General features: G+C 65.4%; 10 protein-coding genes and 1 tRNA gene. 7 read left to right on the forward strand and 4 right to left on the reverse strand.

What is annotated here, in order from left to right; all coding sequences use genetic code 11:
- Positions 1 to 225: 225 nt before the first annotated feature.
- On the reverse strand, positions 226 to 2,673 hold the full coding sequence (locus AC1DR6_RS03460; protein ID WP_476827768.1) for a penicillin-binding protein 1A: 2,448 nt from the start codon (positions 2,671 to 2,673) through the stop codon (positions 226 to 228).
- Between the two features lie 165 nt (positions 2,674 to 2,838).
- Positions 2,839 to 4,140: an N-acetylmuramoyl-L-alanine amidase gene (locus AC1DR6_RS03465; RefSeq protein ID WP_476827769.1), complete on the reverse strand. Its 1,302-nt coding sequence runs from the start codon at positions 4,138 to 4,140 to the stop codon at positions 2,839 to 2,841.
- Positions 4,141 to 4,762: 622 nt separating this feature from the next.
- Between AC1DR6_RS03465 and AC1DR6_RS03470 the strand changes: the two genes are divergently transcribed.
- Entirely contained in the window at positions 4,763 to 7,570 is a 2,808-nt protein-coding gene (locus tag AC1DR6_RS03470) for an Rne/Rng family ribonuclease (protein ID WP_476827770.1), read from the forward strand.
- 98 nt (positions 7,571 to 7,668) lie between these two features.
- The gene (locus AC1DR6_RS03475) at positions 7,669 to 8,052 is read left to right on the forward strand and encodes a hypothetical protein (protein WP_476827771.1); all 384 of its coding nucleotides are present in this window, start codon (positions 7,669 to 7,671) and stop codon (positions 8,050 to 8,052) included.
- Positions 8,053 to 8,122: 70 nt separating this feature from the next.
- Here the strand turns inward: AC1DR6_RS03475 and AC1DR6_RS03480 are convergent, their stop codons facing one another.
- Positions 8,123 to 9,331, reverse strand: coding sequence for an aminotransferase class I/II-fold pyridoxal phosphate-dependent enzyme (locus tag AC1DR6_RS03480; RefSeq protein WP_476827772.1), 1,209 nt, complete (start codon positions 9,329 to 9,331; stop codon positions 8,123 to 8,125).
- A gap of 165 nt (positions 9,332 to 9,496) precedes the next feature.
- On the opposite strand from AC1DR6_RS03480, the gene AC1DR6_RS03485 reads away from it, so the two are divergent.
- The 3 genes from AC1DR6_RS03485 (at position 9,497) to accC (ending at position 12,483) form a co-directional block, all read left to right on the forward strand.
- Positions 9,497 to 10,303 carry a DsbA family protein gene (locus tag AC1DR6_RS03485; protein WP_476827773.1) on the forward strand — a complete coding sequence of 269 codons (807 nt, stop codon included), beginning with the start codon at positions 9,497 to 9,499 and terminating at the stop codon, positions 10,301 to 10,303.
- 330 nt (positions 10,304 to 10,633) lie between these two features.
- A complete protein-coding gene (gene accB, locus AC1DR6_RS03490; RefSeq protein WP_476827774.1) occupies positions 10,634 to 11,092 on the forward strand; it encodes an acetyl-CoA carboxylase biotin carboxyl carrier protein in 459 nt (152 codons plus the stop codon).
- 29 nt (positions 11,093 to 11,121) lie between these two features.
- Positions 11,122 to 12,483: an acetyl-CoA carboxylase biotin carboxylase subunit gene (accC, locus tag AC1DR6_RS03495; RefSeq protein ID WP_476827807.1), complete on the forward strand. Its 1,362-nt coding sequence runs from the start codon at positions 11,122 to 11,124 to the stop codon at positions 12,481 to 12,483.
- Between the two features lie 170 nt (positions 12,484 to 12,653).
- Here the strand turns inward: accC and AC1DR6_RS03500 are convergent, their stop codons facing one another.
- Positions 12,654 to 13,778, reverse strand: a complete 1,125-nt coding sequence (locus AC1DR6_RS03500; RefSeq protein ID WP_476827775.1) for a M20 family metallopeptidase — start codon at positions 13,776 to 13,778, stop codon at positions 12,654 to 12,656.
- 286 nt (positions 13,779 to 14,064) lie between these two features.
- Here AC1DR6_RS03500 and AC1DR6_RS03505 point away from each other — a divergent pair.
- Both AC1DR6_RS03505 and AC1DR6_RS03510 read left to right on the forward strand, forming a co-directional pair.
- A tRNA-Gln gene (locus tag AC1DR6_RS03505) sits at positions 14,065 to 14,138 on the forward strand.
- Positions 14,139 to 14,420: 282 nt separating this feature from the next.
- Positions 14,421 to 14,595, forward strand: a 175-nt coding sequence (locus AC1DR6_RS03510; RefSeq protein WP_476827808.1) for a transposase, incomplete at its 3' end; no start/stop codon positions are given.

Consider the following 14,595-nt stretch of genomic DNA (forward strand, 5'->3'; position numbering starts at 1 on the left):
TTAAGTCCGCCTTCCGTGGCGCTGTTCTTGTCGGGGCGTTGAGATAGGGGCGAAAGCGTTTCCTGTAAACGCCCCGGCGCACCGCGGATCGAGCCGAACCGCCCTTGCGAGGAGGGGAGCGGCGAAACAACCCAGGGAATTGGACCGAACGTCGCGTCTAGCTCTCCTGGATGGCTTCGCTGCGCTCGCAATGACGCGAAAGGCAAGCGGCGAGCAACTGATCGCTCAATACAGCCCGCCGGTCCCCGATCCGATCGGCCGGGCGCCCGGCGCGACGCCGAAAGGCGTGCTGCCGTCGCCGGCGGAGGCGCCGATCACCGAATAACTGTCAGGCGGAGCGGTGCCCGGCTTGAAAGCCTCGAGGATGCCGCCCTCCCCGCCCGCGCGCATCCCGGTCTTGGGATCGACGCGGATCAGCTTGATGCCGGCCGGGACGCGGAACGGCGTCGCCGGCTTGTCCTTCAAGGCCGCTGTCATGAAATCGCGGAAAATCGGCGCGGCGTACTGGCCGGCTGTCGCCGAAGTACCGAGCGACTTCGGCTTGTCGAAGCCCATATAGATGCAGGCCGCGAGGTCCGGTGAGAAGCCGCAGAACCAGACATCCTTGGCGTCGTTGGTCGTGCCGGTCTTGCCGGCGAGCGGCTTGCCGACGGCCTTGACCACGGTCGCCGTGCCGGCATTGACCACGCCTTCGAGGATCGAGACCATCTGATAGGCCGTCAACGGGTCGATGACCTGTTCGCGGTTGTCGATCAGACGCGGCTCGGTCTGGTTGCCCCACTTGTCGGCGTTGCAGCCCTCGCAGACCCGCTGGTCGTGCTTGAAGATCGAGGCGCCGTAGCGGTCTTGAATCCGGTCGATCAGCGTCGGGCGGATGCGCTTGCCGCCGTTCACGAGCATCGAATAAGCCGCCACCATCCGCATGACGGTCGTCTCGCCGGCACCAAGTGCCATCGAGAGCACTGGCTGCAGATCGTCATAGATGCCGAATCGGCGGGCATATTCCGCGATCAACGGCATGCCGACATCCTTGGCGAGGCGCACCGTCATCAGGTTCTTCGAGAACTGGATGCCGTAGCGCAGCGTGCGGGGGCCGCTCCATTTGCCGTCAAAATTCTCAGGCCGCCACATCCCGATGCCGGGCCCCTGATCGATTTCGATGGGGGCATCGAGAATGATGCTCGACGGCGTGTAGCCGTTGTCCAGCGCCGTCGAATAGACGAACGGCTTGAAGGAGGAGCCGGGCTGCCGCATCGCCTGCGTCGCGCGGTTGAACTCCGACTGGTCGTGGCTGAAGCCGCCGACCATCGCCAGCACGCGGCCGGAGAACGGGTCCATCACGGTGATGGCGCCGTTGACCTCGGGCAGCTGGCGCAGGCGGGCATAGCCCGGCCTGCTCTCGATCGGCTCGATATAGACCACGTCGCCGGCCGACACCGTCTGCGAGACACGGGCGCGGCGAGTCCACTTGATGCCGTCGGCGGCCAGCGTAACGATCTCGCGCTTCTTGTTCAGGGCGCCGGAATTGTCGCGCAGCGGGTGCAGGCCGAGCTTGGCGCTGTCGCCGGACGATTCCAGCACCACCGCCAACCGCCAGGGCGACACGTCCCCGAGCACGGGCAATTCGCCGACGACCTGACCCCAGTCCTTGCCGGCGATATCGAGCTTCTGAACCGGACCGCGCCAGCCGCGCGCCTCGTCGAAGCGCACCAGGCCGTCGACCAGCGCCTTGCGAGCCATCAGCTGGATCTTGGGGTCGACGGTGGCGCGCACCGAAAGGCCGCCTTCGAGCAGCTTCTTCTCGCCATAGCGATCCTGAAGCTCGCGGCGAATCTCCTCGGCGAAATACCCGGCCGCGATCTGGTTCGGCGAGACCTGGCGAGGGTTAACGCCGAGCGGCTGCTTCTTGGCGACTTCGCCGACGTCGCGCTTGACGTAGCCGTTCTCGACCATGCGATCGATCACGTAGTTGCGGCGCTCGATCGCGCGGTCGGCGTTGCGGTAAGGCTGGAGGTCTGTCGGCGCCTTCGGAAGCGCCGCAAGGTAGGCGGCCTCCTGCAGGTTCAGCTCATGCACGGACTTGCCGAAATAGTTCAGCGCGGCAGCCGCGATGCCATAGCTGCCGAGGCCGGGAGCCGGAGCGCCCAGGTAAATTTCATTGAGATAGAGTTCGAGGATCTTGTCCTTGGAATAGGTCGATTCGAGCTTCAGCGCGACGAGCGCCTCGCGGATTTTGCGCTCGATCGACTGCTCGGGGCTCAGGAAGAAGTTCTTCGCGACCTGCTGCGTGATGGTCGAGGCGCCCTGCGGCCGACGATTGGCACTGCGGTTGCGGTAGTTCGAAATCGCGGCGCGGATCAGACCCTTCGGGTCGATGCCCATATGGGTGTAGAAATCCTTGTCCTCGGCCGAGATATAGGCGTCGATGATCAACTTCGGTACCGCTTGAATCGGCAGATAGAGCCGGCGCTCGCGGGCATATTCCGCGATCAGGCTGCCGTCGCCGGCATGCACGCGGGTCATCACCGGCGGCTCGTAGTTCCGCAGTTGCGCGTAGTCGGGGAGATCCTGCGAGTAATGCCAGATCACACCGCCGACGACGGCAGCGCCGATCATGAAGGCGATCGCGCCGGCTGCGAACAGCCATCCGAAGATTCGCAGGATAAACCGCATTTCTGGCCCTGGACCTCAAATTTCGACAGCCGCCGGCACCAAATCAGGGCGCGTCGCAACGTCGACCTATAACATGACGCTGATGGCGGAACCGTGGCTTCCCGACCACAACGGCAGGTGATTGCGCCTGTGCCGGTCCGTCGAGAATGGGTCGGCCATCCGGCGTTACTGTCGAGCTTCGGCAGCCTGACCGACCGATGCCCGCTCGCGCGCAAAATACTCGTCGACGGCCGTCCCCACAGCTGCGACCGCCTTCCCGCGCCATTCGTTCGATGTCAATAGCGCGGCATCCTTGGGGCTGGACATATAGCCGAGCTCGATCAGCACGGATGGCACGTCAGGCGCACTCAACACCCAGAATCGTGCGGAGCGCAGCGGAATTTTGTGCATCTTCACCGAAGCCCCCATCTTCTCGACGAGGTTGCGGGCGAAAACGCCGGAGAAGGTGCGCGTTTCTCGTCGCGAGAGATCCATGAGGATGCCGGCCACGTCCTGCACCTCCTCGCTTGTTTCCATCCCTGCTGCCGAATCGGCCTCGTTCTCCTTGGCGGCGAGCTTGGCGGCCTCGGCGTCCGTCGCGCGCTCGGAGCGGGTATAGACGGTCGCGCCGCGCACATCCTGCGCCTGCGTCAGCGAATCTGCGTGGATCGAGATGAAGAGATCGGCTTTCTGGTCTTGCCCAATACGGACGCGGTCGGACAGCGAGACAAAACGATCCTCGTCGCGAGTCATCACGACGCGATAGCGGCCGGAGGCCTCGAGCTGCTCCTTGAGCGCCTGGCCGAAGCCCAGAACCACGGATTTCTCCGCGATGGACGCTACCACCGTGCCGGGGTCGATGCCGCCATGGCCGGGGTCGATGACGATGGTGCGGCGTGCCCGGCCACTCGACTCCGGGGCGGGCGCCGGGAGAGCGACGGTCTCTGATTTTCGGGTCTTCGCCGCTTCCGCGAGGAATTCGGCGCGTCCTACCTTCTTCAATTCGAGAGAAAGCTCACCGAACCCGCCCCGCATCGGCTTCACCTCGACCTTTCCGACGATGGCCGGCTGGGCGAGGTCGATGATGATCCGGGCCTTGTCCGCCGTGAACAGGCCGTAGCGATAAGCGGAGACGAAGCCGGCGCTCTTGCGCGCGCTGGGCTGGATCTGAAAATTCGTCGAGGGCAATTCGACGATGACCCGGTCGGGTGTCGCCTGCACCCAGGCCTCGACCGGCACCACAGCCGACAGCGCCATGGTCAATCGCACCGTCTCGCCCTGCTGCTCCATTCTGGCATCGGTCGCGACCGGCAATTCGCTCTGCGGCCTTGGTTCGGCCTGGGCCAACTGCCCCCACCAGCATCCGGCGACGACCAGGAGCACGCCCGGCAACGCCGTCAGGCGCGCTATCACACGCAGCTTCCAGCCATCCAGCGCAGCCAGGCCATGGCCCGCTTCAGCTCGGGGAAAGTGGGAGAACAGCTGCAAAATCCTGTCTGTCGTCACCAACGCTTAACCATATTGCGGCGAGTTCCTAACAGCCGGTTACCATGCCGTGTTTGACCGGTGAACCAAGGCGGCCATGCACGAGGCGCGATGCCGTTGCGATGTGACTTGCAAATCACGGTCACCTATCTGTAATGGGACTTGGCTGCCCTGCAGCCTGCCCATGTGACACATCCGGATCGAACAATCCGTCGGCGTCCGGGAGCAGGCGTGCGTCGTCCTCCAGGGGGCGAAGGCGAGGGGCAAGCCGCAACAGATCGTCCGCAGACGGTCGGGCCGGGTTAGCGTGTGTCTGCAACCCTCCCCTGTCTTGCGAGCGTGCAAACGCGATGTGCCCTGTCGTCAAGGCGGGTCCGTCGCAGGTCAGGGCAGATGGCGGGGCAAACGACGACGCTCGTTTCATCGACGTATCGTCAAGAGCTGCGGGAACGCGCCGGGCATTTCGCTCGCGCCGCCGTCCCCGCCCGCCTTTCCGTTCAGATCTCAACTTCCCCCCTGCAACATGCCGGCTCGCGCCGGTCTGGCGGCGCTTCGGCCCGCGGCGACGGACGCATGTCCGCGGCCGCACGGTGCTGTTCGGCGGCCGCCCATATGGAAATCTCTGATGGCCAACAAGATGCTTATCGATGCCACCCACCCGGAGGAGACCCGGGTCGTGGTGGTGCGCGGATCGCGCGTCGAAGAGTTTGATTTCGAATCCGCCAGCCGAAAGCCGCTGCGCGGCAATATCTACCTCGCCAAGGTAACCCGCGTGGAGCCGTCGCTTCAGGCGGCTTTCGTCGAATATGGCGGCAACCGCCACGGCTTCCTCGCCTTCTCCGAAATCCACCCCGACTACTATCAGATCCCTGTCGCCGACCGGCAGGCGCTGATGGCCGAGGAGGCCCGCGCCGACCGGGACGAGGATCGCGACGAGGAGAAGCGCGAGAAGCGCGGCCGCCGTGGGCGCCGGGGTGACCGCGATCATCGCGCCAAGAAGGCTCATACCGACGAGACGGTTTCCGCCGACGTCGAAGGCACGGACGCCGCTGCCCCCGATACAGAAGCCGGCGAGGCGATCATCACGGATGGCAAGGAAGCCGCGATGGTCAACGAGGGCGGCCCCGCCTTCGGTGAGGAATTCGCGCCGGCCGTCGCCGAATCGACCACGGAAGAGGCGGCCGAGAACGCCGCGCCGCTGACCTTCGAGACGACCGATGAAGCCGCTGCCGACGAACAGGTTAGCGACGAGCACGCCGGCAACGTTTCCGAGACGACGGAGACGGAGGCGCGCCGCTCGACCGAGGACGATTCGGGAGACGACGAAGATCACGGCGAGGACGCCGAGGAGGCTCCTGAGCAGCTCGGCGGCGGCGACGGCCTCGACGACATGCCGGAGCGTCCGCATCGGCAGTCGCGCCGCCAGTACAAGATCCAGGAGGTGATCAAGCGCCGCCAGATCATCCTCGTCCAAGTCGTCAAGGAAGAACGCGGCAACAAGGGCGCTGCGCTCACCACCTATCTCTCGCTGGCCGGCCGCTATTCCGTGCTGATGCCGAACACCGGCAAGGGCGGCGGCATCTCGCGCAAGATCACCAACACCGACGACCGCAAGCGCCTCAAGGAAATTGCGCAGGAGCTGGAGGTGCCGGAGGGCATGGGCCTGATCCTGCGCACGGCAGGCGCCTCGCGGACGCCGGTCGAGATCCGGCGCGACTACGAATACCTGATGCGGATGTGGGAAAGCGTGCGCGAGCTCACGCTCGGTTCCGTCGCGCCGGCGCTGGTCTATGAGGAGGGCAACCTCGTCAAGCGCTCGATCCGCGACCTCTACAACAAGGATATCGACGAGGTTCACGTCGCCGGCGACGAGGCCTATCATGAGGCCAAGGACTTCATGCGGATGCTCATGCCGAGCCAGTCCAAGAGCGTGAAGCCCTACCGCGAGCAGACGCCGCTTTTCGCCTCCTTCGGCGTCGAGAGCCAGCTGGACGCGATGTTCTCCAGCACGGTCACCCTCCGGTCGGGCGGCTATATCGTCATCAACCAGACCGAGGCTCTGGTGGCGATCGACATCAACTCCGGGCGCTCGACCCGCGAGCACAACATCGAGGACACGGCCCTCAAGACCAATCTCGAGGCGGCGGAGGAGATCTCCCGCCAACTGCGCCTGCGCGATCTCGCCGGCCTGATCGTCATCGACTTCATCGACATGGAGGAGAACCGGAACAACCGGGCGGTCGAGAAGAAGATCAAGGAGTGCCTGAAGGACGATCGCGCCCGCATTCAGGTGGGACGCATCTCGGCTTTCGGCCTGCTGGAGATGTCGCGCCAGCGCATTCGTACCGGCGTACTGGAAAGCTCCTCGGTGCCCTGCCCGCATTGCGCCGGCGCCGGCATGATGCGCTYGGCCTCGTCGGTGTCGTTGCAGATCCTGCGTGCGCTGGAAGAGAACCTGATCAAGAGCAATTCGCACAACCTGACGGTTCGTACCCGGCCGGAGGTCGCGCTCTACGTCCTCAACCACAAGCGCGCTCATCTGTCCGAACTCGAAGCCCGCTTCGGCATCGCGATCATGATCGCGACCGACGCGACCCTGCTCGGCACCCGCTACTTCGAAGTCGAGCGCGGCGAGTTCGTCGGCGACGAGGGCCGCGTGATCGCGACACCGTTCAAGGCCGAGACGATCACCGCCGACCTCGACGAGGAGGCTCTCGATGCCGCCGCCGAGGCTGCGGCACTGGGCGCCGAAGTCGGCGACAGCGATGAGGACACCGATGGCGAGGCCGTCGCGGGCGAGACCCAGGGCGAGCGGGGCGAAACCGATCGCGACGGTAACCGCAAGCGTCGGCGTCGGCGTCGACGTCGGCGTGGCGGCGAGCGCGACGGCCAGGGCCAGTCGCTCGAGGCCGGTCAGTCCGAAGGCGATGCCGAAGACGGCGATGAAGGCGAGGATAGCGACGACGAGGCCGGGGAACAGGCCGAGACGCTCAACGTCACGATCGTGACGGAGGAGCCGGCGCCCGCGATCGAGGCCACCGAGACCGAGGCGCCGAAGCCCAAGCGTAGCCGGGCTCGCAAGCCGAAGGCCGCCGCTGTGGAGGCGACAGAGACCGCTGAGGCCGCGTCCGAGGCTCCTCCCGCCGAGGCGGCTCCGGCCGAAAAGCCGAAGCGCAGCCGCTCGCGGAAGAAGGTCGTGCCGATCGGCGAGGACGGCGCGGCACCTGCCGAGGCCGCAGCGACCGAAGCCGAAGGCCAGCCTGCTCCGGCTACACCGCCTGCTTCCGAGCCGGAAGCCACCGTCCAGAGCGAGCCGGAATCCGCCCCGGCGCCCCGAAAGGCCGAAGAGCCGGTCGCCGTCGTGCTGACGGAGCCCGATCCGGACCGCCCGAAGCGTGGCGGCTGGTGGAACCGCCTCGCCGGCCGTTCCTGAGATTCGGGGTACACGGACTGACGAAGACAACCCGCTGCGGTCGCAGCGGGTTTTTTATTGGCTCTTGGCAGCATCTTCCACTGCGTCACAAATTTCAGATGGAGCAGTGGTCCTTCAAAATTCCCTCACCGCCGCCGCCCGACAAAGGTCGCACCGGAGTGATCGCAGCCGGCGTGCTCGGGCTGGCCGGTATTGCGTACCTGATCTGGCGAATGGCCGGATGGTTCGGCGTGGGAGTGCTCGGCCTGCTGGTTCTCTTCCTGTCGGTCCGGATCGAACTGGAAGGAAACAGGCCGGTCGGCTCGCAGACGACACCCGATCTCTATGCGACCCAATACCGTGCGGAAGACCTCCAGCTCCGTCCCGACCGAACCGCAAGCCGTTCGGAGCGTCTCACAGTCATCAGCGGCGCGAGGGTGGCCCAGCTGATGGGCGCTATCCTTGTCGTGATCGGCTTCGGCCTTTTCGCCATAACCCCATAAGCTCGATAGCGACTGAGAAGCACAAGCAGACGGGCGTCGGAACGGGCGACCTCATTCGTTCTCGCCGGTTCTACCGGCGTTTCAGCCAGTCGCCCATCCGCGTCACAGCGTCCTCGCACTCCGCGAGCGAGCCGGCGAAGGACAGCCTGACGGTGCGGGCTCCGCGTTCCTCGTCGAAGTCGAGTCCGGGCGTGATCGCGACCCCGGTTCCCTCCAGGACGTTCCGGCAGAAGCTCATGGAATCGTTCGAGTACCGGCCGATATCGAGATAGACGTAGAAGGCCCCGTCCACCGGCAGGAAATCGCTCAGGCCGATCTGCGGCAGCGCCTGCAGCAGGAAAGCCCGGTTCTGCGCATAACCGGCTTTGATCGCCTCGCATTCTTCGGTCGCGTCGAACGCGGCCTCTCCCGCGACCTGGCTGAGATAGGGTACCGAGATCGAAAGGTTCTGCTGCAGGCGCTCGATCGTGCGCACGAGGCGTTGCGGCACGATGAGCCAGCCGACGCGCCAGCCGGTCATGCAGTAGTATTTTGAGAAAGAGTTGACGACGATCGCCTCGGGATCCGCCGAGAGGGCGGTCGTTGCCGGTGCCTCATAGGTCAGGCCGTGATAGATCTCGTCGGAAATGTACCAGAGGCCGAGCTTGCGGCAGCAGGCTGCGACATCCGCGATCGCGGTGGGCGTCATCACCACGCCGGTCGGGTTGGCCGGGCTCATCGTCAGCACGCCCGCAAGCGGCTTTTCGCGATGAGCCTGCTCGATCAGCTCCGGCGTCAGCGCAAACCGCGTCTCGGGCCCGACCGGGATCGCGACCGGCTCCAGCCCCAGCGCGATCAGGATATTACGATAGGCCGGATAGCCCGGAGCCGTGATCGCGATGCGCGCGCCCGGCTGGAAGCACGCCAGGAACGCTAGGATGAAGCCGCCCGAGGAGCCGGTCGTGACCACGACCCGTTCGGCCGCAACATCGACGCCATAGGCTTCCGCGTAATGGCGGGCGATGCGCGCCCTCAGCGTATCCGTGCCCAGCGCCTGCGTATATCCGATGCGCCCGTGGTCGAGGGCGCGCGACACAGCGGTGCGGATCGACAGCGGAGTCGGGGCCGAGGGCTGGCCCACCTCCATGTGCACGACCGAGCCGCCGCGACGTTCGATCGCCGCTGCCTGGCTCATCACATCCATGACGATGAAGGGGGCGACGCGTTCGGCCCGCTCGGCCAGTGCCGGCAGAGGCGCCGATCCGGGAAAAATCATGCGCGAAGAGGTCGGCTCGGTCATCGTTTCGTCCGCTTCCGGGGGGAGAACGGGCGTAGCCGAGCCGCCCGTTTGCGGCAAGCAGTGGCTGAACCGTGATTTGACGGCTCGCGCCCGAACACCCACAAGCGACCTCAAACAGCCTCTGCTGCCGCACTTCGGGTCCGGCCGCTCATGAAAGGATCCAGCATGTCTTTCTCCACTTTGTCCGGCCCGCTGCGTGGAGTGGCAAAGGCTGCTGGCCTCGCTCTCGGTCTCTGGCTCGTCGCCGGCGCGCCGGCCCTGGCGCAGGCCCAGGCACCGCTGACGCCTGAGCAGCGCAAGGCGGTCACGGATCTGATCCGCGAAACCATCATCAAGAATCCCGAAATCGTTCAGGACGCGCTGGTAGAGCTGGAGCGCCGCAACACGGTCGCTCAGGCCGACGCGCAGCGTAATGCCGTCGCTTCGGAAAAGGCGCGCATCACCGACCCTGCGACGTCGATCGTGATCGGCAATCCGGAAGGCGACGTCACCCTCGTCGAGTTCATGGATTACAATTGCGGCTTCTGCAAAAAGGCGATGCAGGACGTGACCGCGCTGACCAAGTCCGACCCTAAACTCAAGGTCGTGCTGAAGGACTTCCCGATTCTCGGCCCGGATTCGGTCGAGGCCAGCCGCGTTGCGATCGCAGTGAAGAACCAGTTGCAGGGCGCGAAATACTTCGACTTCCACAACAAGCTGATGAGCGCCAAGGGGCGGGTCAACGGCGCCAAGGCGTTGGAGGTCGCAAAAGATGCCGGCGCCGATATCGAGCGTGTCCGCAAGGAGATGGAGGCAGCCCCGACCAAAGCCTCGATCGAGGATACCGTCGCGCTCGGCGACAGGCTCGGCCTGACCGGCACACCCGCCTTCATCGTCGGCGACGAGATCGTCTTCGGCGCCGTTGGCGAGGCCGCGCTGAAGCAGAAAATCGACTCGGTCCGCAAATGCGGCAAGACCGACTGCGCCGGCTGATCGGCCGGGGCGATCGATAACGGCCGGAGGCGGGCAAGCCTTGAGGCTTCCCCTGCCGCCGCGCAGCGTTTATGAGGGCGGCTTCCGCCGCGTTGCGCGGCGCTGGAATCACGCCTTCATGGTCGCCCGCCGCGCCTTCCACGGATCTGCCCTCGACCGGTCGCTGTCGCGCTTTAACGCCGCTGCTTTCGCCGCTCCCGGTCTTCCGCTCGGGCCGACTGACGCGCACCTGTCGGCTCCGCTTGCGGCTCCGGCCGCCTGAACCCGAGACGACGGACGGCAATCTAGTCTTGCGTCCGACGAGCATCCGAAGAAGACGGTGACACCGCCATGGCGACCAAAAGCCCGATCGACCCCGAACTCGTTCGCGAGCTTGCCCAGCTCCTGACCCAGACCGACCTCACGGAGATCGAGGTTCAGAAGGGCGATCTGCGCGTTCGCGTCGCGCGCAATCTCGCAACGATGGTCCATATGCCGGCGGCGGCCCCCGTCGCCGCGGCTGCGCCTGCCGCCGCCGCCCCGGCGGTGACCGACGCCAAGCCCGGCGCCGGCCATCCGGGCGCGGTCACCTCTCCCATGGTGGGCACGGCCTATCGCCGTCCCTCGCCCGACGCCAAGCCCTTCGTCGAAATCGGCAGCGTGGTGAAGCAGGGCGAGCGGATCTTCCTCGTCGAGGCGATGAAGACGTTCAACGACATCGTCGCGCCCCGCGCCGGCAAGGTCACCGCGATCATGATCGAGGATGGCACGCCGGTGGAATATGGCGAGCCGCTTCTGGTGATCGAGTGAGCGCTTCCGGATCCGAGCAGGGCTTCAAGATGTTCGACAAGATCCTGATCGCCAACCGTGGAGAGATCGCGCTGCGTGTGCTGCGCGCGGCCAAGGAACTCGGGATCGCGACCGTCGCGGTTCACTCCACGGCCGACGCCAACGCCATGCATGTGCGCCTGGCCGACGAGAGCGTCTGCATCGGCCCCCCGGCCGCGCGCGACAGTTACCTCAACATTCCCGCGCTGATCGCCGCCTGCGAGATCACGGGCGCCGACGCCGTCCATCCCGGCTACGGCTTCCTCTCGGAGAACGCTCGCTTCGCTGAGATCCTGGAACAGCACAACATCAATTTCATCGGTCCGAAGCCCGAGCATATCCGCTCGATGGGCGACAAGATCGAGGCCAAGCGCACGGCCAAGCGCCTGGGCATTCCCTGCGTCCCAGGCTCGGAGGGCGGCGTCACCGACGATGACGAAGCCTTGCGCATTGCAGCCGAAATCGGCTTTCCCGTCATCATCAAGGCGGCGTCGGGCGGCGGCGGCAAGGGCATGAAGGTCGTGCGCAGCGCCGACGAGATGTCGGTCTCCCTGTCGACCGCACGCACCGAAGCGAAAGCCAACTTCGGCGACGATGCCGTCTATATCGAAAAGTATCTCGAAAAACCGCGCCATATCGAGATTCAGGTGCTCGGCGACGGTCGCGGCCACGCGATCCACCTGGGCGAGCGCGACTGTTCCTTGCAGCGCCGCCACCAGAAAGTCTGGGAAGAAGGCGGCTCGCCGGCACTGAACGCCGGAGAGCGCGACCGCATCGGCGAGGTCTGCGCAAAGGCGATGCGCGACCTGCAGTATCGCGGCGCCGGCACGATCGAATTCCTCTACGAGGACGGCGAGTTCTACTTCATCGAGATGAACACCCGCATCCAGGTCGAGCACCCGGTAACGGAGATGATCACCGGCATCGACCTCGTCAACGAGCAGATCCGCATCGCTGCCGGCGCGCCCCTTTCGCTGAAGCAATCCGACATCGTGATCGAGGGGCATGCCATCGAGTGCCGGGTCAATGCCGAGCATCACGCGACGTTCCGCCCCTCGCCCGGCAAGATCACCTCGTTCCACACGCCGGGCGGTCTCGGCGTTCGCGTCGATTCGGCGGCCTATCAGGGCTACACGATCCCGCCGAATTACGATTCGCTGGTCGGCAAGTTGATCGTGCACGGCCGCAATCGCGAGGAATGCCTGATGCGACTGCGCCGCTCGCTCGACGAATTCGTCGTCGACGGTGTCGATACCACGCTGCCGCTGTTCCGCACGCTCGTGCGCAACCCCGACATCCTCAACGGCGACTACAACATCCACTGGCTCGAGAAATTCCTCGCCGCCGGAGGAATGGATGAGCCGGAAGCCTGAGGCTTCGAGCCATTACCTCATCAAAAGCCCCCTTGCGATGCATGGGGGCTTTTTCTTGGAACGCGCTATTTCTTGGGACGCTTTAACTGAAAGCCGCGGATCATCTCACAGGCAGGCGCGCGCAGACATGGCTCGTCTGCGCGCGCCTGCCTTTGAACCGGAAAGAGCGCTCAGAGCGTCTCCAGCAGCCCCTTGATCAGCGCTTGGCGCGGCGCAATCGAAGAGATCAACGCATATTCCTGCAAGGTATGCGCCCCGTCGCCATCGATGCCGAGCCCGTCCAGCGTTGGGACGCCGAGCGCGGCGGTGAAGTTGCCGTCCGAGCCGCCGCCCGTCATCGGACAATCCTGAAGATCGAAGCCGATCTCCGCTGCGACCTGCCGTGCCGTCTCGAGCAGCGCGGCTACCGCCACAGACTTTTCGTAGGGCGGCCGGTTCATCCCGCCGGTGATGCGGATCGCCACATCGGGATCGCGCGCCTTCAACGCCAGGATGCGGTTTTCCATCATCACGCCATCGGCCAAGGTCGTGACGCGGCAATCGACGCTGAACCAGGCATGCTGCGGGATGACGTTGGCGGCAGTGCCGCCTCCGATCAGCGCGACGCTCGTGGTGATGCCACGCGCATAGTCGGTCATCTCTTCGATCGCCAGGATCTGGTGCGCCGCCTCGCGGATGGCGCTGCGTCCATCGGCATGGCGCGTGCCGGAATGGGCAGGCCGCCCCTCCAGCTTTACCTCGAACCGCCCGACGCCCTTGCGGGCCGTGACAATCCGGCCGCCCTGCCGCGCCGGCTCGGTCACCAGCACGGCCGAGGCCCCTCGCCCGATGTCCTCGATCAGCCCGCGGCTCGACGGCGAGCCGATCTCCTCGTCCGGGGTGAACAGGAAGACCAGCGGCCGCTTCGCGCGACCGGCCTTGGCGACCTCCTTGAAGGCCTGCAAGGCTAGCCAGGCCCCGCCCTTCATGTCGTAGACGCCCGGCCCGTAAAGCCGGTCGCCCTCGATTCGGATGGGAAGGTCGCTCGCGCTCGTGCCAACCGGATGAACAGTGTCGAGATGGGACATCAGCGCAATGGCCGGCTGGCCCGTGTCGAGCCCCGCCCGCAGCAACAGCATGTCGCCGAGCCCGTCCCGCCCCGGGATCCGCTCCACCGCGACGGGAAGCCCTTCGACCTCCTTGACGACAAGATCCATCATGCCGTTGACGCCGGCGGGGTGGCTGGTGGGACTTTCCAGCGCAACCCAAACGGAAAGCGCGGCGGCGGGGTCGGTCGGCGTAAAGGCTGTTGTCATGGCGCCTTTGTCGGACAGCGCCGCCGCCCCGGCAAGTGCCGTCGCGAGCGAGGCACACCGGCAAGGCGCGCATGAACACAGGGAGATCGCGACCATCCGCACAAGCACTCTGTCGCACGCGTTGCCTAGGCCGCTGAAGGGGCAGTGAGATCGTGGCTGAGCTTTACCCGTGAATGCCTCAGCAATGCGACCGACATTCCCCGACGCCGGCTCATTTGAGACTTGCCAAGGCCCATGACATTGATTAGACCGCCGCTCACCAACGCGGGCGCAACAGCCGCACCGTTGGGGGATCGTCTAACGGTAGGACCCCAGACTCTGACTCTGGTTGTCTAGGTTCGAATCCTAGTCCCCCAGCCACTCTCAAGACCTTGAATCATTCGAGGATCTGGGATGGCTATCTGCAGCCATCACCCATTCGAGATCTTCAGCAGTCGCCATTCAGGCACATCGCTGCCTGTGACCTTCGATCTTCCTTGCGGCATTTGCTGTCCAGCGACAGCCCTTATCGAGTTGCGAAGGTAAGTTGCAAAGATGTTCATGCGGACCGCCCCGTGAAGCGGCGCGTCTTAGGGCTCGGACCCATAAAGAGGTTGGCACCGCTGGCTCTGTATGATTCACGGCTTCCCGGAGGAGGCCCGGATGAATCGGGATCGTTTCTGGCTCACGGATGCGCAATTCGCGCGGATCGCACCGCATTTGCCGACGGACACGCGTGGCAAACCGCGTGTTGATGACCGCCGGGTGATCAGCGGGATCGTCCATGTCCTCAAGTCAGGCGGGCGCTGGATCGATGCGCCGCCCGATTACGGGCCGC

It is taken from the genome of Allobosea sp. P5_A5 (genome assembly GCF_056400625.1).